This window comes from Klebsiella sp. MPUS7 (assembly GCF_009905335.1).
Classification (GTDB): Bacteria; Pseudomonadota; Gammaproteobacteria; order Enterobacterales; family Enterobacteriaceae; genus Klebsiella; species Klebsiella grimontii.
Genome location: NZ_CP047604.1, coordinates 3451594 through 3470677 on the forward strand (window position 1 = coordinate 3451594; position 19084 = coordinate 3470677).

Consider the following 19084-nt stretch of genomic DNA (forward strand, 5'->3'; position numbering starts at 1 on the left):
TACGATTACCTCTTACAGATAAAGATAAAGTCGGGCTTTGTGCGCCCCCAGAATATTGGCGCTGCCATACAGCGTAACGGAAGAGTGCGCCGGAACCGTTATACTGCGCGCCGGATCCAGCGGATGCATTTCCAGCCCCCTGGCGTCATACCAGAAAAAGCGATAATGCACGGTCACCGGCACCTGGCGTTCATTGAACAATCTGGTGGTCGCCGTCGCTTGAATCTCGGATGCGGTCACCGTCGGTACTTCAGCGCTAATTCCCGCCGCCAGTACGTTTGATTCCATCACCAGACTTTGCCGATCGCTGACCGGAATTTCCGGATGCGAACCGCACCCGGCCAGTAACGTCACGGCCAGAAGTGCGCCGAAATGGGCTGCGCGCATGGATGTTAACCTTTATGAGCCAGCATCGGGCCTAATGGACGACCGCCCAGCAGGTGCATATGGATATGGTAGACCTCCTGGCCCCCGTGGCGATTGCAGTTGACGATCAGGCGATAGCCATCGTCGGCAAGCCCCTCGTCGCGGGCGATTTTCGCCGCAACGGTCATCATGCGTCCCAGGGCAAGCTCATGCTCTGCGGTCACATCGTTGACGGTGGGAATCAGGATATTGGGAACGATTAGAATATGGGTTGGCGCCTGCGGAGAGATGTCGCGAAAAGCGGTAACGAGCTCATCCTGATAAACCACATCCGACGGGATCTCCCGGCGAATGATTTTGCTGAAAATCGTTTCTTCTGCCATGACTGATTCCTTAATAATTTTTATACCGTGCTCTGGCCTGCCTCTGCAGGTAAACGCGGATGCACAGGATTCCCCTAAGAGTATGAGCGAGTTACTCCCCCTCTTTCAACCTGAATGCGTTTTTTCTTACGCGACTAAGCGCTTAGCTGCTGACGGATTAAGCGTTTCTCAGCGGCATGCGGTGCCGCGCTCGCGAAAGCGGCCTGCGCACCGCTATTTTTACCCTTGTTTACACATTAAATATTAATGCGTATATTTCTCATTTGTATTCACAATAAAAGCAGTGCGCTGACAATCGACCGCGGCCATAGCGCCGCAGCGAATAACAACTATTGAATGATCAAGGGTTTATGATGTCTCTCTCCACCAATTCCCGGGATGGGCGAACCGCGCCGTCCCTGCTTGCTGTAGGCATAGCGCTGGCGCTGTTTCCAAACCTTAGCCAGGCAGCCGGCGCCGCCGAAGACACTATCATTGTAGAAGGTTCCTCAGATAGCGCGTCGGATACACAAGAACAGGACTACAGCGTCAGAACCACCTCAGCCGGGACCAAAATGGAGATGGCCCAGCGCGATATTCCGCAGTCGGTCAGCATCATCACCGGGCAGCGGATGCAGGATCAACAGCTACAAACCCTGGGCGATGTGATGGAGCATACCATGGGGATCAGCGGCAGCCAGGCGGATTCCGACCGCACCAGTTACTACTCCCGCGGTTTTGAGATAGACAACTATATGGTCGATGGCATTCCGACCTGGTTTGAATCCCGCTGGAATCTGGGCGACGCGCTTTCCGATATGGCTCTCTTCGAACGGGTTGAGGTCGTGCGCGGCGCTAACGGCCTGCTGACCGGTACCGGCAATCCTGCTGCGTCGATCAATATGATCCGCAAGCACGCGACCAGCCGGGAGTTCAAGGGAGAGGTCTCGGCGGAGTATGGCAGCTGGGATAAGCAGCGCTACGTTGCGGATATGCAAAGCCCGCTGACTGACGATGGCAGCGTAAGGGCGCGCATTATCGCGGGTTATCAAAACAATGACTCGTGGCTGGATCGCTACAACAGCGAAAAAACGTTCTTCTCCGGCATTCTTGATGCCGATCTCGGTACATCGACCGCTTTATCCGCCGGCTACGAGTATCAGCGTATCGACGTGAATAGCCCGACATGGGGTGGTCTGCCGCGCTGGAATACCGATGGCAGTAGCAACCGCTATGACCGCGCCCGCAGCACCGCCCCGGATTGGGCCTATAACGATAAAGAGATCAACAAAATCTTCGTCACGCTGAAACAGCGCTTTGCCGAGACCTGGCAGGCGACGATGAATGCCACCCATTCCGAGGTCAAATTCGACAGCAAAATGATGTACGTGGACGCGTACGTCAATAAAGCGACCGGAATGCTGGTGGGTCCTTATAGCAGCTACGGTCCGGGCTATGATTACGTCGGCGGTACCGGCTGGAACAGCGGCAAGCGTAAGGTCGACGCCGTTGACCTGTTCGCCGACGGCGGCTACGACCTGTTTGGTCGCCAGCACAACCTGATGATCGGCGCCAGCTACAGCAAGCAAAATAACCGCTATTTCAGCGCCTGGGCCAACGTGTTCCCCGATGAGATTGGCATCTTCAATAACTTTAATAGCAGTAGTTTCCCTGAGACCAGTTGGGGCCCGCAGAGCCTGGCACAGGACGATACCACGCGAATGAAATCGGTATATGCCGCGACGCGTTTTTCCCTGCTTGACACGCTGCATCTGATCGTTGGCGTCCGCTATAACAACTGGAGTATCGAGACGCTGACCTACAACATGGAGAAAAACCATACCACCCCCTACGCCGGGCTGGTTTACGACATCAACGACAACTGGTCGGCCTACACCAGCTATACCTCCGTGTTCCAGCCGCAGAACAAGCGCGATAGTTCCGGTAAATACCTGACCCCGATTACCGGAAACAACTATGAAGTGGGCCTGAAGTCCGACTGGATGGACAGCCGTTTAACGACGACTCTCGCCCTCTTCCGTATTGAGCAGGATAATCTTGGCCAGGCGACCGGCGGGCAAATCCCGGGCAGCAACGGCGAAGCCGCCTATAAAACCGTCGACGGTACCGTGAGCAAAGGGGTGGAGTTTGAAATCAACGGCGCGCTCACCGATAACTGGCAGATGACCTTCGGGGCGACGCGTTTTGTCGCTGAAGACAATGAAGGCAATGCGGTGAACCCTAACCTGCCGCGTACCAGCGTCAAGCTGTTTACCCGCTACCGTCTGCCGGTAATGCCTGAGCTGACCATCGGCGGCGGCGTAAACTGGCAGAACCGGGTATATAAAGACACTGCTACGCCGTACGGCACCTTCCGTGCGGAACAGGGCAGCTATGCGCTGGTTGATTTGTTCACTCGCTACCAGGTCACTAAAAATTTTGCTGTGCAGGGTAACGTCAATAACCTGTTCGACAAAACCTACGACACCAACATCGATGGTTCAATTGTCTACGGCGAACCGCGCAACTTCAGCATAACGGCCAGCTATCAATTCTGATAAGCAGTCAACGTCACGGGAGCCGCCGGGCTCCCTTTTTGATGCCGGATGCCCATTAAAAAAGGCAGCCAGTTGGCTGCCTTAGTCTCCCCATATCACAACTTAGTTGCTGCGGATGTATTCATCCATTTCAGTTTTCAGGTTATCGGATTTGGTACCGAAAATAGCCTGAACGCCTGAACCTGCAACAACCACGCCTGCGGCACCCAGTTTTTTCAGGCCAGCCTGATCAACTTTCGCCACATCCGCCACGCTGACGCGCAGACGGGTGATACATGCGTCAAGGTTAGTAATGTTCTCTTTACCGCCGAAAGCGGCAATCAGTGCCGGGGCCATTTCGCTGGTGGCGCCAGCTTTGCTGTCTTCGGTTGCATCTTCACGACCCGGGGTTTTCAGATCCAGCGCTTTGATCAGCACGCGGAACACCACGTAGTAAACGATCGCATAGCAGATGCCGACTATCGGGAACAGCCACAGTTTGCTGCTGTTGCCGGACAGAACGATAAAGTCGATCAGACCGTGAGAGAACGAAGTACCGTCACGCATACCCAGCAGGATACAGATCGGGAAGGCCAGGCCTGCCAGAATCGCATGGATAATGTACAGGATCGGCGCAACGAACATGAAGGAGAACTCGATCGGCTCGGTGATACCGGTCAGGAACGAGGTCAGCGCTGCGGAGATCATGATACCGCCCACTTTCGCGCGGTTTTCTGGTTTAGCAGAGTGCCAGATAGCGATAGCAGCGGCCGGCAGACCGTACATTTTGAACAGGAAGCCGCCGGACAGTTTGCCCGCGGTCGGGTCGCCTGCCATGTAGCGCGGAATATCGCCGTGGAAGACCTGACCGGCTGCGTTGGTGTATTCACCAATCTGCATCTGGAAAGGAACGTTCCAGATGTGGTGCAGACCAAACGGCACCAGGCAGCGTTCAATGAAGCCGTAGATACCGAACGCCACAACCGGGTTCTGGTAAGCAGCCCACTGGGAGAAAGTCTGGATTGCGGTACCGATCGGCGGCCAGATAAAGGACAGGATCACGCCAGTGAAGATCGCTGCCAGGCCGGAGATGATTGGCACAAAACGCTTGCCCGCAAAGAAGCCCAGATACTCAGGCAGCTTGATGCGGTAGAAGCGGTTGAACATGTACGCTGCGATGGCACCGGAGATAATACCGCCGAGTACGCCGGTATCCGCCAGGTGTTTAGCCGCAATCTCTTCAGCAGGTAAATGCAGGACCAGAGGTGCAACCACGGACATGGTTTTTACCATGATGCCGTAAGCGACGACCGATGCCAGAGCGGATACGCCGTCGTTGTTGGTGAAGCCAAGTGCGACACCGATAGCAAAGATCAGCGGCATGTTAGCGAAGACCGAACCGCCCGCTTCCGCCATGACGTGGGAAACTACGGCTGGCAGCCAGCTGAAGTTTGCGGAACCGACGCCCAGCAGGATACCTGCGATAGGCAGTACGGATACCGGCAGCATCAGCGATTTACCGACCTTCTGCAGGTTAGCAAATGCATTCTTAAACATAATTGAGAGTGCTCCTGAGTATTTGGTGCTTTTTTACGTTTTCACGCATTGGCTCGGGGGGAGAACCGCGCCGTGGACAGGACATCTAAGCGCCCTTTATTTATTACACAGAGTAAAATAATTACCGGGATGATTGTTTGACGGCTATCACGTTTCAATCAGACATCCATTAAAAACTTACATTGGTTTACATAACTCGTGTCTGAATGTTGCCAAAAAACCTTCACCGCCCCATTTGTGGCGGTGAACTTTACTCGCTTTGGCTATTAATTACGAGCCTTAAAATAATAAGCAATATCAGAGAGGTTGCAGCCGGGAGGGGTCGATATGAAAAAGCGTAGCGAAATTTTCCGTGGTCTGTTGCGCCAGCTGCTCCAGCGATACGCCCTTAAGCACCGCCATATACTCGGCGACGTCCCTGACCATGGCCGGCTGGTTCTCTTTACCGCGATGCGGTACCGGCGCCAGATACGGCGAATCGGTCTCTACCAGCAGGCGATCGAGAGGGACATAGCGCGCAGCATCGCGAAGCTGCTCCGCATTTCGGAACGTCACAATGCCGGAAAACGAGATGTAGAACCCCATATCCAGCAGCTTACCCGCGGTCTCCCTATCCTCAGTGAAACAGTGTAGTACGCCACCGCAATCCGTCACTTTTTCTTCGCGTAAAATTTCCAGCGTATCGGCGCGGGCATCGCGGGTATGCACGATAACCGGTTTATTCAGCTCCCGACCTATACGGATATGGTCGCGAAAGGACGCCTGCTGACGCGCTTTCGTTTCCGGCGTGTAGAAATAATCGAGCCCGGTTTCGCCCATCGCGACCACGCCGTCCTCTGCGGCGAGCTGGCGCAGCTCTTCAACGTCATACTCTTCATCCTGGTTTAACGGATGCACGCCGCAGGAGAAAACGACGTCGCGACGCTGGCCCACCAGTTCGCGCATACCGCGGTATCCCGGCAGCGTCGTGGCAACCGCCAGGCAAAATTTCACATCGCGCGCGGCGGCCTTTGCCAGCACATCGTCCACATCTTTATGCAGCGCTTGATAATCCAGGCCATCGAGATGGCAATGGGAGTCGACTAAAAACATGATGTCTCTCTCAGAGATGGGATACGGGAAGGACCGCCCCAGGTTGCAGGTAATGTTCCCAGCGCAGAAGGCGCTCGGTTAGCAGCAGTTCGCGATTAATGCCGACCACGCTCAGCAGCTGCTCGCGGCAGGCGCTGACGTCGCGCGCGATCGCCTGCAGGCGCGCCGCCGGCAGCGCAGCGGCCAGCTGATTGACCAGAGGCCAGACATCAGGATTGCTGATAAGGGTAATCCCCTGCTGCCTTTTTTGCGCGTCGACCAGCAGCGATGCCAGCCAGTGCAGGCGAATCGCGGCCTGTTCATGGTTTAACATCGGCAACAGCGTCAGCCAGTCGCCGTGGGTTAAAATATTTCCGAGAATCTGGCAAAGCTGCTGCCGCGGTGCCCAGTGAGCTTCCTGAAGCAGATCCAGCGCCGCCGCTGGCGCGTTGGCGCTCAGCCGCAGCGCCGCGAGCAGCGCGTCTTGTGACATTGTCACTTCTCGCTCTAACCACGCCAGCGCGTAGCGTTCTGAAGGCGGAGCGAGGTGAAATAACCGACAGCGGCTGCGCAGCGTCGCCAGCAGGCGCGCGGGTTCCTGACAGGCCAGGAAGAACCAGGTATTCTCCGGCGGCTCCTCCAGCGTTTTTAGCAGCGCGTTTGCCGCCGCGTCGGTCAGCATGGCGGCATCGCCGATCCACACCACCTTCGCGCCGCCCAGCCGGGCGTGTTCATAGAGCTTTTCGCTCACTTCGCGCACGGCATCGATGCCGAGCGAGCTCTTCCCCTTTTCCGGGGTCAACGCATAATAATCTGGATGGGTGCCGGCCTGCATCAGCTGGCAGCTATGGCAATGACCGCAGCTTTTATGCCCTTCCGGCTGGCGGCACATCAGAAAGCGACAAAGCGCATAAATCAGCGCATCGCTACCCATGCCCGGCAGGGCCTGAACCATTAGCGCATGGTGGCCGCGCCCCGCCTGATAGCTGGCAACCAGCTGTTCAAAGGGCGGGCGTAACCACGGATACCATTTCATGCGCCTTGCTCCGCGACCCACTGATTCACTACCGCCCGAATGTCGCGCTTCACGGCCTCCAGCGGCTGGGTAGCGTCAACGGTGCGTATAGTGGGATCCTGCGCCGCCAGTTCAAGGTAGCGCGCGCGGGTACGATTAAAGAAATCCAGCGACTCCTGCTCGATTCGGTCAAGTTCACCGCGGGCGCGGGCGCGCTTCAGGCCGACTTCCGGAGTCACGTCAAGGTAAAGCGTCAGATGGGGACGAAAGTCTCCCAGTACCGCGTCACGCAGGGTCGCCAGCATCGTCTGATCAATTCCGCGACCGCCGCCCTGATAAGCCTGGGTTGAGAGATCGTGACGATCGCCGATGACCCACTGACCGCGCGCCAGAGCGGGTTTGATAACCGTCTCCACCAGCTGTACGCGCGCCGCGTAAAACATCAGCACTTCCGCTTTATCATTAATCACTTCATCGCCGGTGGACTGAATATCCAGCACCAGGCTGCGCAGCTTCTCGGCCAGAATGGTGCCGCCCGGTTCGCGGGTAAACACCATATCGCTAACGCCCAGCTGTTTTAGCGTCTCTACCACACAATCACGCGCGGTGGTTTTCCCTGCGCCTTCCAGGCCCTCGATGACGATATAGTTACTGCGCATTTTTTTCCTTAAGTACTTTCAAATAGTCCTGGACCGAGCGGTTATGGCTGGCCAGGTTAGTGTTAAACGTATGTCCGCCCTTCCCGTCCGCGACAAAATAAAGGTACGGCGTTTTCGCCGGATGCGCGGCGGCGTTTAGCGAGGCCTCGCCCGGTGCGGCGATCGGTCCCGGCGGCATGCCGTTTATGACGTAGGTATTGTAAGCGGTTGGGGTTTCCAGGTCTTTACGCGTCAACTTGCCATTATAACTCTCACCCATCCCGTAAATCACGGTCGGATCGGTTTGCAGGCGCATACCGATCCGTAAACGGTTGATAAATACCGATGCGACGCGGTCGCGCTCGTCCGATACCGCCGTCTCTTTTTCGATAATCGAGGCCATTGTCAGCAGCTGGTTCTTATCGTGATACGGCAGATTCTCCATCCGCCCTTCCCAGGCTTTATCGACCGCGGCAACCATCTTCTGATGCGCCCGCTTAAGGATCGCCACATCGCTGGTATTGGCGGTATACATCCAGGTATCCGGCCAGAACCAGCCTTCGACCCAGTCAGGATGCTCGAGATCAAGGGCCTTCGCGACGGTTTCATAGCTATCATCCGCCAGCGTATGCTTGACGTAAGGCGCATCGCGCAGCTGGCGCAGGTAATCGCTCACCCGCATCCCTTCAACGAAGCGCAGCGGAAACTGCGCCTCTTTGCCGCTGGCCAGCAGCTGCAGCATCTGGCGGACCGTCATATCAGGCGTGAAGCGATAGGTTCCGGCTTTAAAATGGGAGAGCTCAGGCTCTATGCGCAGCAGCCACTGGAAAACCCGCGGTCGGTTAATGACTTTATCGCTATACAGCTGTTGCCCAAGCGCCAGGCGCCCCGTTCCGGTGGCAAGAGTAAAGATAGTCTCTTCTTTAATCAGCAACTTGCTGTCCGCCAGCTGGCGAACTTTCCACATACCGATGCCCGCGGCAATGCCCAGCACCACCACCAACAGCAGGATGAAACGTAACATTTTCTTCATGACTAATCAGACAGCTCACACAAAGGGGCTAAAAAATGGTAAAGCTCGCGGGCGGACCAACATTTATCGTTCCAGCGGCGAACAGGCACCAGCGGCATTAAGGCGTTACAGACCACGACCTCATCGGCTTCGCGTAACGCCTCGGGACGCATGGTGGCTTCGACAACGCGAAACGGCGATGGTGCCAGCTTAGCGAGAATGTACTGGCGCATAATACCGTTGACCCCCGCCTGATCGAGGCGCGGGGTAAAGACGTCGGATCCTTTACGCCAGAATACGTTCGCGGCACAGCATTCCGTAAGCCACCCGTCGCTGTCAAGGACCAGCGCCTCATCGGCGTCCGTCTGCTCAAGATGAGAACGAATCAGCACCTGCTCCAGCCGGTTAAGGTGCTTGAGTCCGGCGAGTGAAGGGTTGCGTCCCAGCCTGACAGGGCTCAGCGACAGGGAAATCCCCTCCTCGCACCAGCGCAGATAGTGGGCCGGCCTGGGCGACACGCTGAGAATTCTCGTGGGATTGACGCAGCCCGCGGCGCTATAGCCGCGGCCGCCCGCTCCGCGAGTGATGATGACCTTCAGCACGCCATCCTGATGAGGCTGCGCCAGACGCGCCATCTCCTGCGCTAATAGCGCCCAGTCGTCATAGGGGATAAAGAGCTTTTCACAAGTCGTCTGCAGGCGGACCAGATGGGCTGACAGCAGTTGAACCTGGCCTCTGAGGATGCGCGCAGTGGTAAAGCAGCCATCGCCGAACTGCACGCCGCGATCGTTCACCGCGAGCGTTTCACTTTCAGCGCCATTGATTAAAAACATAAAAGACTCCTTATCGCTGGCCGGTTAGTTTCGCAGGAGGAGAGACATTGAACAAGCGGAGAAAACCGAATAAAAAAAGGCCCGACAAGCGGGCCAATTTTCGATGGGCATTGACGTCAACCGAGATGTTACGTCAGGCGCGCATCACACCTTTTTAAAGATTAACGAGCCGTTAGTGCCGCCGAAGCCGAAGGAGTTACACAGGGTATACTCCAGACCGCTTACCTGGCGCGCTTCGTGCGGGACGAAGTCCAGATCGCAACCTTCATCCGGGTTATCCAGGTTGATGGTTGGCGGAACGGCGCTATCGCGCAGCGCGAGGATGGAGTAGATAGACTCTACTGCGCCCGCTGCACCGAGCAGGTGGCCGGTCATTGACTTAGTCGAGCTCACCATTACGCGGCTGGCAGCGTCGCCGAAGACAGATTTCACCGCCTGCGCTTCTGCTTTATCGCCCGCCGGCGTAGAGGTACCGTGGGCGTTGACGTAGCCAATCTGGCTTGCGTCAATACCCGCGTCGCGAATGGCGTTCACCATCGCCAGCGCTGCTCCAGCGCCATCTTCCGGCGGTGAAGTCATATGGTAGGCATCGCTGCTCATACCAAAACCGACGATTTCAGCATAGATTTTCGCACCGCGTTTCTTCGCGTGCTCGTACTCTTCCAGCACGACCATGCCGGCGCCGTCGCCCAGCACGAAACCATCACGCTCTTTATCCCACGGACGGCTTGCCGCCTGCGGGTTGTCATTGCGAGTGGACAGCGCGCGCGCTGCACCAAAGCCGCCTACGCCCAGCGGGGTACTGGCTTTTTCCGCACCACCGGCGACCATTGCGTCAGCATCGCCATAGGCGATAACGCGCGCGGCGTGACCAATGTTGTGTACGCCAGAAGTACATGCGGTTGCGATGGAAATGCTTGGTCCACGCAGACCAAACATGATGGTCAGATGCCCGGCCACCATGTTAACGATTGTGGAAGGAACAAAGAATGGGCTGATCTTACGCGGTCCGCCTTTTACCAGCGAACTGTGGTTTTCTTCGATCAGGCCAAGCCCGCCAATACCGGAACCAATAGCGGCGCCGATGCGGGTAGCATTCTCTTCCGTCACTTCAAGGCCAGAATCCTGCATGGCCTGAATGCCAGCGACAATTCCATATTGAATGAAGGCATCCATCTTGCGCTGCTCTTTGCGCGAGATGAAGTCATCACAGTTAAAATCCTTTACTAAGCCAGCAAATTTCGTTGCATAGGCGCTAGTATCGAAATGGTCGATCAGGCTGATGCCACTCTGACCGGCAAGGAGAGCTTTCCAGGTAGACTCTACGGTATTGCCGACAGGAGACAACATGCCCAGTCCGGTCACAACTACACGACGCTTAGACACGGTTGTCCTCCAGGGAGGGAAAATAGATTCTTGTGGGACAAAATGTAGATAAAACTCAGGCGGTCGAATGACCGCCTGGAGATGTTCACTTACGCCTGGTGGCCGTTGATGTAATCAATGGCAGCCTGAACAGTAGTGATTTTCTCAGCTTCTTCGTCCGGAATCTCAGTATCAAACTCTTCTTCCAGAGCCATTACCAGCTCAACGGTGTCAAGAGAATCAGCGCCCAGGTCTTCAACGAAGGAAGCATTGTTGGTAACTTCTTCCTGCTTAACGCCCAGCTGTTCGCCGATAATTTTCTTAACGCGTTCTTCGATAGTGCTCATACTCTTAAATTTCCTATCAAAACTCGCTTTCGCGATGGTTTTCGTAGTGTATAAAATGTTGAAAAATTTGCAACTAAATCCCGGCAGGTCTTACCACGATTTTACGCTATTTTGCGGCTGTTTGCCCTCATAACGCAAATCATTTTGTACAAAACATTACAGTGAACCGCACAGACTGCGCGGTTCCTGAGCGTTTTGCGCAAATCTCGGTCAGACCATATACATTCCGCCGTTGACGTGCAGAGTTTCACCGGTGATGTAACTCGCTTCGTCAGAGGCTAAAAATGCCACCGCACTGGCGATTTCATTTGGAGAGCCGAGGCGCCCCGCAGGAACTGCCGCCAGCGTACCCGCACGCTGCTCATCGGTCAGCGCACGCGTCATGTCCGTTTCAATAAAGCCCGGAGCAACAACGTTTACAGTAATACCGCGGGACGCAACTTCGCGAGCCAGTGATTTACTGAAGCCAATCAGACCCGCTTTCGCCGCAGCGTAGTTGGCCTGACCCGCATTTCCCATGGTACCAACCACAGAACCGATAGTGATAATACGTCCATGACGCTTTTTCATCATAGCGCGCATTACCGCTTTTGACAGACGGAAAACAGATGACAGGTTGGTTTCGATAATATCGTTCCACTCATCATCTTTCATGCGCATTAACAGGTTATCACGAGTGATCCCGGCATTGTTCACCAGGATATCAACTTCACCAAATTCTGCGCGAATATTTCCCAGAACAGATTCAATAGATGCAGGATCGGTCACATTCAGCAGCAGACCTTTACCGTTAGCACCTAAATAATCGCTGATCGCCTGCGCGCCGCTTTCGCTGGTCGCAGTCCCGATAACTTTCGCGCCACGGGCAACGAGCGTTTCAGCGATTGCGCGGCCAATCCCGCGACTTGCACCGGTAACCAGCGCGATTTTTCCTTCAAAACTCATGGTTTTCCTCTTTTATTGCTCAAGCGCCGCAGACATCGCCGCCGGCTCGTTAAGCGCGGAAGCGGTCAGGGTGTCAACAATACGTTTAGTCAGGCCGGTGAGGACTTTACCCGGGCCAACTTCATACAGATGCTCTACGCCCTGTGAAGCCATAAACTCAACGGTTTTGGTCCACTGAACTGGGCTATACAGCTGGCGGATCAGGGCATCACGAATAGCATCAGGCGCCGTTTCACTTTGCACGTCGACGTTATTCACTACCGGAATCGTCGGCGCGTTAAAGGTGATTTTCTGCAGCTCAACGGCCAGTTTTTCCGCCGCAGGCTTCATCAGCGCGCAGTGGGACGGTACGCTGACCGGCAGCGGCAGCGCACGTTTAGCGCCCGCAGCCTTACAGGCTGCGCCAGCGCGCTCTACGGCTTCTTTGTTACCGGCAATAACAACCTGCCCTGGCGAGTTAAAGTTCACCGGAGAGACGACCTGCCCTTCGGCAGACTCTTCGCAGGCTTTCGCAATCGCCGCGTCGTCAAGCCCGATGATCGCGGACATCGCGCCGGTACCTTCCGGTACCGCTTCCTGCATAAACTTGCCGCGCATCTCAACCAGGCGTACGGCATCGGCAAAATCGATAACGCCTGCGCATACCAGCGCAGAATATTCGCCGAGGCTGTGGCCCGCCAGCAGAACAGGCGTTTTACCGCCCTGCTGCTGCCAGACGCGATACAGCGCAACGGAAGCGGTCAGCAGCGCCGGCTGAGTCTGCCAGGTTTTGTTCAATTCTTCCGCCGGGCCTTGCTGCGCAAGCGCCCACAGATCGTAACCCAACGCCGCAGAGGCTTCACGGAACGTCTCTTCAATTACCGGGTAAGCGGCCGCCATATCTGACAGCATCCCGACACTCTGAGAGCCCTGTCCCGGGAACACAAAAGCAAATTGCGTCATGTTTAAATCCTTATCCTAAAAACGAACCAGCGCGGAACCCCAGGTGAACCCGCCACCAAAGGCTTCCAGCAGAATAAGCTGACCACGTTGAATGCGGCCATCGCGAACGGCTTCATCCAGCGCACAAGGAACGGAAGCCGCCGAGGTATTGCCGTGTCGGTCGAGCGTGACGACGACATTATCCATCGACATTCCCAGCTTCTTCGCCGTGGCGCTGATAATGCGCAGGTTGGCCTGATGCGGCACCAGCCAGTCCAGCGCCGAACGCTCGAGATTATTCGCGGCTAAAGTCTCGTCCACGATATGCGCCAGTTCGGTCACCGCAACCTTAAAGACTTCATTACCCGCCATCGTCAGATAGATCGGGTTTTCCGGTTCGACGCGATCGGCATTCGGCAGCGTCAGCAGTTCGCCGTAGCTCCCATCCGCATGCAGATGCGTAGAGATAATGCCCGGCTCTTCAGAAGCGCCCAGCACAACGGCGCCAGCGCCATCGCCAAAAATAATGATGGTTCCGCGATCGGCAGGATCGCAGGTGCGCGCCAGCACGTCAGCGCCAATCACCAAAGCGTAATCAACCGCGCCGTTTTTCACGTATTGATCGGCAACGCTGAGCGCGTAGGTGAAACCCGCGCAGGCCGCAGCAACGTCAAACGCCGGGCAGCCTTTGATACCCAGCATTGATTGAATCTGGCAAGCCGAGCTAGGAAACGCATGGGTACCGGAGGTAGTCGCAACAATAATCAGACCAATTTGCTCCGGCTTGACGCCCGCCATATCCAGCGCATTCTTAGCGGCTTCAAGGCCCATCGTAGCAACTGTTTCATTCGGTGCGGCAATACGACGCTCGCGGATACCGGTACGAGTAACAATCCACTCGTCAGACGTATCAACCATATTTTCCAGTTCAGCGTTCGTACGCACGTGCTCAGGCAGATAGCTGCCGGTACCAATAATCTTCGTATACATGTACGCTCAGTCACTCTTGGGTAATATACCGGGTTAACTCAAACTGCGAGGCGTCAGTCGTTTCCGGTCATCCGGGTTTGAGGCCTGGAACTTCCGCTTCTGCCGCCTTCAGGCAATTCGAAACCTGCAGGGTATAAAGATTCCAGGCGAGCGGCAATTCGCTGAGGAACCTGCCGCTGCACAGCCTGCACTGCCTGCTCTATCGCGACGCAAAAAGCGCGCTGATTGGCAGCCCCATGACTTTTAATCACGGAACCGCGTAATCCTAACAGACAGGCACCATTATACTGGTCGGGGTTGAGGTGACTGAATCGCCTCGACAGGCTTTTTTGTAACCAACGCTTTAATAAAAGCAGCCACCACGACCTTTTTTTCCCCTCTCCCTGTGATTTCAACAGTGAAAGGAACATTCTGACAACACCTTCCATCGTTTTTAATGTGACGTTGCCCGTGAATCCATCACAAACTAAAACATCCGTTTTGCCCGTCAACAATTCGTTGGCTTCCAGATACCCAATATAGTTGAGGGTTGGCAGGGTTTTCAAAACTGCCGCCGCGTCACGAATGCTGCTGAGACCTTTCATCTCTTCTTCGCCGATATTCAGAAGCGCAACCCGGGGATCCTTAATACCGATAACTTCTTCGGCAAGAACCGCCCCCATAACGGCAAACTGCACCAGCATCGTGCTATCGCAATCGACGTTAGCGCCTAAATCCAGCACCACCGTTTTGCCCTTCAACTGATGCGGTAGCATGGTGACCAGCGCGGGGCGCTCAATTCCCTCAATGGGCTTAAGCAGCAGCTTCGCCAACCCCATCAGCGCGCCGGTGTTACCCGCGCTGACGCAGGCCTGCGCCCGCCCTTCTTTTACTAACTCCAGCGCGATGCGCATTGAGCTGCCGCGACTGGCGCGAATGGCCTGCGCGGGTCGAGCATCACTGGCAATAACCGACTGCGCAGGGATAACCTGCAGACGTGAACGTTGTTCAAAATCAGCTTTGGCAAGTAATGGCGCGATAGCGTCGGGATCGCCGACTAAAAGAAGTGTGAGTTGTGAATTAGAGTTCAGTGCCTGCAATGCTGCAGGCACTGTCACGGAAGGGCCAAAATCCCCGCCCATGACATCTAACGCCAGGGTTAGACGTGTCAAGGTATCGTCGCTGCCCGGTTCGGTTATTCCCCAGTTACCCGGGGAAATCCTCACTAAGCTTCATCACGCTTTCGCGTGATTACTTAGCGATAACCTTGCGACCGCGGTAGAAACCGTCGGCAGTGATGTGGTGACGCAGGTGTTTTTCACCAGAAGCTTTGTCTACAGACAGGCTGGTGACTGCGGTCAGCGCGTCATGGGAACGACGCATGCCACGTTTGGAACGGGTTGGTTTATTCTGTTGTACGGCCATGGACCTTACTCCTCAATTACTTATGCTTTAAGCTGGCTAATACGGCAAATGGATTTGGTTTTTGTGCCTCTTCAGGCAGTTCACCAAAGACCATGTCCGCGTCGGACACTTCACAGTGTTCAGAATCATGCACCGGAACTACGGGCAAGGCGAGGATGATTTCATCTTCAACCAGCGCCAGCAGATCGATTTCACCGAATTCGTTAACCTCAATCGGCTCATACGCTTCCGGCAGTGCCTCGGCCTGTTCGTCATTTCTGACGGGGCTGAAACAATACGTTGTGTGGACATGATGGGGGAACGGTTTCCCGCAACGCTGACATTCGAGGGTTACCGACACCGTCGCATCGCCGTTTAACACGGCAAGACGTTGGTTATCGATAGCGAACGACATGCTGCATTCCACATCGCTGTCCACGCTGACAACAGAATCAGCGACACGCACAGCCTGATCACGGGTATAGATACCTTGGTAATCTAAGCGTTTTTGAGCCGTGCGAACCGGATCGAGAGTCAGGGGTAATTTTACCTTTTGCATAGGGCGCGCATATTAACTTTGTAACGTCATAGAGTCAAAGAAAAAGGCAGCCTCAGGTTGCCTTTTGCCATTTATTCGCACACATTGCGGCGCATAGTTTAAAATGATGCTCTGCGAAGCGCTATATGTGGATGAAAAAATATGTCTGAACTAATCCTCGCGTCAACCTCGCCCTGGCGGCGAATGCTGCTGGAAAAACTGTCGGTGCCTTTTGAATGCGCGGCGCCGGAAGTTGATGAGACCCCGCTGCCCGGCGAACCCGCCCGCCAGCTGGTGCTGCGTCTGGCGCAGGCGAAGGCGCAGGCCCTTGCCGCGCGCTACCCTCAGCACCTCATTATAGGCTCCGATCAGGTTTGCGTCCTGGACGGTGAAATTACCGGCAAACCGCACACGGAAGAAAACGCCCATCGCCAGTTGAGAAAGGCCAGCGGCACCATCGTCACGTTCTATACCGGCCTGGCGCTGTACAATTCCGCCAACGGTCACCTGCAAACCGAATGCGAACCTTTCGACGTTCATTTCCGCCGTTTAAGCGACCAGGAAATTGAGAGCTATATCCGCAAGGAAAACCCGCTGCAGTGCGCCGGAAGCTTTAAAAGCGAAGGGTTAGGCATCACGCTGTTCGACCGCCTCGAGGGACGCGATCCCAACGCGCTGGTCGGTTTGCCGCTCATTGCCCTCTGCCAGATGCTGCGCCGGGAGGAGTGTAACCCTCTGCTCACCTGACCGCGATTTCATGTGGCCTCTTTATGAGGCCGTCAGCCGCCTTTAAGCAACGTTTTAGCCGCTGACCGGCGGCCGGAGCCTGTTTTACTCCAACTTAATTAATGCATCGCCTGTCACAGTTTATTTTTCCAGCGCCACTACAATCCAATTAAATAATGAAACGATGTTTTATTTTTAAATGGAGCTATTATGCCTACCCGCGCTACGGTTTTGTCCCTCGCCCTGCTGGCCGCCGCCAGCGCCAACGCCAATGACTGGCAACGCCAGGGCATCGTAGAGGGCAATCTACCCGCCTCGTGGCAGCAGTTGAAAGCGCAGATGACCTACCCGGACTCGTGGCTCTCTGGCCACTCTCATAATTTTAATCAATGGCGACAGCAGGCTCGTATGCTGCTTCGGCAGTCTCTGCTGACCCCGGCGTCGACAATCCCCTTCGCGCCGCAAACGCTCATGAGAGAAGACCGGGGAACCTATATCGCCGAGAAGCTGGCCTTCAACGTAACCGACGATAACAGGATTGCCGCGCTGATGTTGACGCCAAAATCACCCGGCCCTCACCCGGCTATTGTCCTGTTACACGATCATGGCTCAAAGTTTGACATTGGTAAGGAGAAGCTGATCCGCCCCTGGAGTGACGCCGCGCGGCTAGCCAGCGCCCAGGCGTGGGCGGATAAATTTTTCAGCGGCCGGTTCATCGGCGATGAACTGGCGCAGCGTGGTTACGTCGTGATAGCCATCGATAGCCCAGGCTGGGGAGATCGAGGGCCTATGGTCTACGAGCAGCAGCAGGCCCTGGCCAGTAACTACTTTAACCTTGGACGTTCGCTGGCAGGTGAAGTCGCCTATGAAGATCTGCGTACCGTTGATTTCGTCAGTACTTTAACAGCGGTGGATAATACACGCATCGGGGTATTGGGTTTCTCAATGGGGGGCTTTCGCGCCTGGCAACTGGCCGCCCTGTCTGACAAAGTGGCCGCGACTGCCGTTATCTCCTGGTTTGGTACCTGGCGCGGCCTGATGCAGCCGGGCAACAACGTCCTGCGCGGGCAATCGGCCTTTTATATGCTTCATCCAGGCTTATCCGGCCGTCTCGACATTCCCGATATCGCCAGCATCGCCGCGCCAAAACCGATGCTCATTTACAGCGGCGGCAAGGATAAGCTGTTCCCGGCAGAAGCCGTTAACGATGCCTTCGCAAAATTGCATACAGTGTGGGGGTCGCAAAACGCGCAGGATAAGCTGGAAACGAAGACGTGGCCGGAACTGGGCCACGTCTTTTATAAAGAACAGCAGGATGAGGTTTTCCCCTGGCTTGCCAGGTGGCTCAAGCCCTGAGCCTGATGGCGGTTATTTGGCGCTACGCAAAACCTGCAGGCAGCGCTTAAGCTGATTATCCAGAGGCGCTTCAACGCGCATTATCTCGCCGCTCCCCGGATGGGTAAACTTCAGCGCCGCCGCATGGAGAAACAGTCGGTTAAGGCCGGTGCCTGCCAGCTGCTTATCAAATTCACGGTCGCCGTAACGATCGTCGAAAGCGATGGGATGGCCGGCATATTGCGTATGCACGCGGATTTGATGCGTACGACCGGTTACCGGGCTGCAGCGCACCAGCGTCGCATGAGTAAAACGCTCTTCGACTTTAAAACGCGTCTCAGAAGGTTTCCCCTCCTGGTTAACCCGCACAATACGCTCACCGCTCTGCAGAATATTTTTCAGCAGCGGGGCCTGCACCACTTTAGTATGCGATTGCCACTGCCCGCGTACCAGCGCCAGGTAATCCTTCTGCATGCCTTTGTCGCGCAGCTGCTCATGCAGGGAACGCAGCGCTGAGCGCTTTTTGGCGACCAGCAGAACGCCAGATGTGTCGCGGTCAAGGCGATGCACCAGTTCCAGGAAACGCGCTTCCGGGCGCAGCGCGCGCAAACCTTCGATCACGCCAAAGCTCAGCCCGCTGCCGCCGTGGACCGCAGTGCCTGAAGGCTTGTTAAGCACCAGAATATGATCGTCTTCATATAAAATCACATCGGCCAGCGCGGCCACTTTTTGCAGGTGCGGAGAGACCGCCTCTTCTTCTTTCTCAGATACGCGGACCGGCGGGATGCGCACTTCGTCGCCGGCTTCCAGCTTATATTCCGGCTTCACGCGCTTTTTGTTAACCCGCACCTCGCCTTTACGCAAGATGCGATAAATCATGCTCTTCGGTACGCCCTTCAGCTGCGTACGCAAAAAGTTGTCGATACGTTGCCCGGCTTCATCATCAGCAATGGCAACCATTTTTACGCTTGGGATCTCAGTTTTCATGGTGCGCGATTTTAAATAGCCCGACGCATTAGCGCCACTCATTTTTATATGCTTATATTTATCATCATCCGGATTTCACCGTATGCTTCATCATCGTTTTGTTTGTTATTAGAACAATCTGTATACGCGGGTGAAAAAACTGTGAGTAACCGGGTG

20 protein-coding genes are annotated in these 19084 nt (G+C 55.5%); 3 read left to right on the top strand and 17 right to left on the bottom strand.

The genetic code is table 11. The features are described 5' to 3' along the window. Positions 1 to 12 precede the first annotated feature (12 nt). Entirely contained in the window at positions 13 to 387 is a 375-nt protein-coding gene (locus GUC22_RS16140; protein ID WP_004131416.1) for a YcfL family protein, read from the bottom strand. 5 nt (positions 388 to 392) lie between these two features. Further along, positions 393 to 749 carry a purine nucleoside phosphoramidase gene (gene hinT, locus GUC22_RS16145; RefSeq protein WP_004112181.1) on the bottom strand — a complete coding sequence of 119 codons (357 nt, stop codon included), beginning with the start codon at positions 747 to 749 and terminating at the stop codon, positions 393 to 395. Between the two features lie 353 nt (positions 750 to 1102). Between hinT and fhuE the strand changes: the two genes are divergently transcribed. Then, positions 1103 to 3286, top strand: coding sequence for a ferric-rhodotorulic acid/ferric-coprogen receptor FhuE (fhuE, locus tag GUC22_RS16150; RefSeq protein WP_370512574.1), 2184 nt, complete (start codon positions 1103 to 1105; stop codon positions 3284 to 3286). A 102-nt stretch (positions 3287 to 3388) separates the two neighbouring features. Here the strand turns inward: fhuE and ptsG are convergent, their stop codons facing one another. The 14 genes from ptsG to yceD all read right to left on the bottom strand — a co-directional run bounded on the left by ptsG (position 3389) and on the right by yceD (position 15901). Further along, positions 3389 to 4822 carry a PTS glucose transporter subunit IIBC gene (ptsG, locus tag GUC22_RS16155; RefSeq protein ID WP_004132359.1) on the bottom strand — a complete coding sequence of 478 codons (1434 nt, stop codon included), beginning with the start codon at positions 4820 to 4822 and terminating at the stop codon, positions 3389 to 3391. Positions 4823 to 5119: 297 nt separating this feature from the next. Further along, a complete protein-coding gene (locus tag GUC22_RS16160; protein WP_101868396.1) occupies positions 5120 to 5914 on the bottom strand; it encodes a metal-dependent hydrolase in 795 nt (264 codons plus the stop codon). 10 nt (positions 5915 to 5924) lie between these two features. Further along, the gene (gene holB, locus GUC22_RS16165; protein WP_064342464.1) at positions 5925 to 6929 is read right to left on the bottom strand and encodes a DNA polymerase III subunit delta'; all 1005 of its coding nucleotides are present in this window, start codon (positions 6927 to 6929) and stop codon (positions 5925 to 5927) included. Then, the gene (tmk, locus tag GUC22_RS16170; RefSeq protein WP_004132353.1) at positions 6926 to 7567 is read right to left on the bottom strand and encodes a dTMP kinase; all 642 of its coding nucleotides are present in this window, start codon (positions 7565 to 7567) and stop codon (positions 6926 to 6928) included. Before tmk ends, holB begins: the two co-directional genes overlap by 4 nt. Further along, positions 7557 to 8579 (bottom strand): cell division protein YceG, encoded by a 1023-nt coding sequence (gene yceG / locus GUC22_RS16175; RefSeq protein WP_004132351.1) that lies wholly within the window; start codon positions 8577 to 8579, stop codon positions 7557 to 7559. The genes tmk and yceG overlap by 11 nt, the downstream gene beginning before the upstream one ends. 2 nt (positions 8580 to 8581) lie before the next feature. After that, positions 8582 to 9391: an aminodeoxychorismate lyase gene (gene pabC / locus GUC22_RS16180; protein WP_160183643.1), complete on the bottom strand. Its 810-nt coding sequence runs from the start codon at positions 9389 to 9391 to the stop codon at positions 8582 to 8584. 144 nt (positions 9392 to 9535) lie between these two features. Beyond that, entirely contained in the window at positions 9536 to 10777 is a 1242-nt protein-coding gene (gene fabF, locus GUC22_RS16185; protein ID WP_004132347.1) for a beta-ketoacyl-ACP synthase II, read from the bottom strand. Between the two features lie 89 nt (positions 10778 to 10866). Beyond that, entirely contained in the window at positions 10867 to 11103 is a 237-nt protein-coding gene (acpP, locus tag GUC22_RS16190) for an acyl carrier protein (protein WP_000103754.1), read from the bottom strand. 210 nt (positions 11104 to 11313) lie between these two features. Continuing rightward, positions 11314 to 12048, bottom strand: coding sequence for a 3-oxoacyl-ACP reductase FabG (fabG, locus tag GUC22_RS16195; RefSeq protein ID WP_004131399.1), 735 nt, complete (start codon positions 12046 to 12048; stop codon positions 11314 to 11316). 12 nt (positions 12049 to 12060) lie between these two features. After that, the gene (fabD, locus tag GUC22_RS16200; RefSeq protein ID WP_004132345.1) at positions 12061 to 12990 is read right to left on the bottom strand and encodes an ACP S-malonyltransferase; all 930 of its coding nucleotides are present in this window, start codon (positions 12988 to 12990) and stop codon (positions 12061 to 12063) included. Between the two features lie 15 nt (positions 12991 to 13005). Continuing rightward, a complete protein-coding gene (locus GUC22_RS16205; protein ID WP_004131395.1) occupies positions 13006 to 13959 on the bottom strand; it encodes a beta-ketoacyl-ACP synthase III in 954 nt (317 codons plus the stop codon). Positions 13960 to 14012: 53 nt separating this feature from the next. Beyond that, complete coding sequence (plsX, locus tag GUC22_RS16210; RefSeq protein ID WP_071830712.1) at positions 14013 to 15110, bottom strand: phosphate acyltransferase PlsX; 1098 nt, start codon at positions 15108 to 15110, stop codon at positions 14013 to 14015. Between the two features lie 79 nt (positions 15111 to 15189). Continuing rightward, a complete protein-coding gene (rpmF, locus tag GUC22_RS16215; protein ID WP_004101077.1) occupies positions 15190 to 15363 on the bottom strand; it encodes a 50S ribosomal protein L32 in 174 nt (57 codons plus the stop codon). Between the two features lie 16 nt (positions 15364 to 15379). Further along, positions 15380 to 15901 carry a 23S rRNA accumulation protein YceD gene (gene yceD / locus GUC22_RS16220; protein ID WP_004131393.1) on the bottom strand — a complete coding sequence of 174 codons (522 nt, stop codon included), beginning with the start codon at positions 15899 to 15901 and terminating at the stop codon, positions 15380 to 15382. 141 nt (positions 15902 to 16042) lie between these two features. On the opposite strand from yceD, the gene GUC22_RS16225 reads away from it, so the two are divergent. Together GUC22_RS16225 and GUC22_RS16230 are read left to right on the top strand one after the other, a co-directional pair. Further along, positions 16043 to 16627 carry a Maf family protein gene (locus GUC22_RS16225; protein ID WP_004132337.1) on the top strand — a complete coding sequence of 195 codons (585 nt, stop codon included), beginning with the start codon at positions 16043 to 16045 and terminating at the stop codon, positions 16625 to 16627. Between the two features lie 189 nt (positions 16628 to 16816). Further along, positions 16817 to 17962 carry a dienelactone hydrolase family protein gene (locus tag GUC22_RS16230; RefSeq protein WP_101868550.1) on the top strand — a complete coding sequence of 382 codons (1146 nt, stop codon included), beginning with the start codon at positions 16817 to 16819 and terminating at the stop codon, positions 17960 to 17962. A gap of 12 nt (positions 17963 to 17974) precedes the next feature. On the opposite strand, the gene rluC is transcribed toward GUC22_RS16230, so the two are convergent. Further along, positions 17975 to 18928: a 23S rRNA pseudouridine(955/2504/2580) synthase RluC gene (gene rluC / locus GUC22_RS16235; protein ID WP_004132333.1), complete on the bottom strand. Its 954-nt coding sequence runs from the start codon at positions 18926 to 18928 to the stop codon at positions 17975 to 17977. Positions 18929 to 19084 lie beyond the last annotated feature (156 nt).

What these genes read in the sequence shown, in the direction of transcription:
- GUC22_RS16140 (WP_004131416.1), bottom strand. Translation starts at nt 387, where the DNA reads ATGCGCGCAGCCCATTTCGGCGCACTTCTGGCCGTGACGTTACTGGCC.
- hinT (WP_004112181.1), bottom strand. Translation starts at nt 749, where the DNA reads ATGGCAGAAGAAACGATTTTCAGCAAAATCATTCGCCGGGAGATCCCG.
- fhuE (WP_370512574.1), top strand. Translation starts at nt 1,103, where the DNA reads ATGTCTCTCTCCACCAATTCCCGGGATGGGCGAACCGCGCCGTCCCTG.
- ptsG (WP_004132359.1), bottom strand. Translation starts at nt 4,822, where the DNA reads ATGTTTAAGAATGCATTTGCTAACCTGCAGAAGGTCGGTAAATCGCTG.
- GUC22_RS16160 (WP_101868396.1), bottom strand. Translation starts at nt 5,914, where the DNA reads ATGTTTTTAGTCGACTCCCATTGCCATCTCGATGGCCTGGATTATCAA.
- holB (WP_064342464.1), bottom strand. Translation starts at nt 6,929, where the DNA reads ATGAAATGGTATCCGTGGTTACGCCCGCCCTTTGAACAGCTGGTTGCC.
- tmk (WP_004132353.1), bottom strand. Translation starts at nt 7,567, where the DNA reads ATGCGCAGTAACTATATCGTCATCGAGGGCCTGGAAGGCGCAGGGAAA.
- yceG (WP_004132351.1), bottom strand. Translation starts at nt 8,579, where the DNA reads ATGAAGAAAATGTTACGTTTCATCCTGCTGTTGGTGGTGGTGCTGGGC.
- pabC (WP_160183643.1), bottom strand. Translation starts at nt 9,391, where the DNA reads ATGTTTTTAATCAATGGCGCTGAAAGTGAAACGCTCGCGGTGAACGAT.
- acpP (WP_000103754.1), bottom strand. Translation starts at nt 11,103, where the DNA reads ATGAGCACTATCGAAGAACGCGTTAAGAAAATTATCGGCGAACAGCTG.
- fabG (WP_004131399.1), bottom strand. Translation starts at nt 12,048, where the DNA reads ATGAGTTTTGAAGGAAAAATCGCGCTGGTTACCGGTGCAAGTCGCGGG.
- fabD (WP_004132345.1), bottom strand. Translation starts at nt 12,990, where the DNA reads ATGACGCAATTTGCTTTTGTGTTCCCGGGACAGGGCTCTCAGAGTGTC.
- GUC22_RS16205 (WP_004131395.1), bottom strand. Translation starts at nt 13,959, where the DNA reads ATGTATACGAAGATTATTGGTACCGGCAGCTATCTGCCTGAGCACGTG.
- rpmF (WP_004101077.1), bottom strand. Translation starts at nt 15,363, where the DNA reads ATGGCCGTACAACAGAATAAACCAACCCGTTCCAAACGTGGCATGCGT.
- yceD (WP_004131393.1), bottom strand. Translation starts at nt 15,901, where the DNA reads ATGCAAAAGGTAAAATTACCCCTGACTCTCGATCCGGTTCGCACGGCT.
- GUC22_RS16225 (WP_004132337.1), top strand. Translation starts at nt 16,043, where the DNA reads ATGTCTGAACTAATCCTCGCGTCAACCTCGCCCTGGCGGCGAATGCTG.
- GUC22_RS16230 (WP_101868550.1), top strand. Translation starts at nt 16,817, where the DNA reads ATGCCTACCCGCGCTACGGTTTTGTCCCTCGCCCTGCTGGCCGCCGCC.
- rluC (WP_004132333.1), bottom strand. Translation starts at nt 18,928, where the DNA reads ATGAAAACTGAGATCCCAAGCGTAAAAATGGTTGCCATTGCTGATGAT.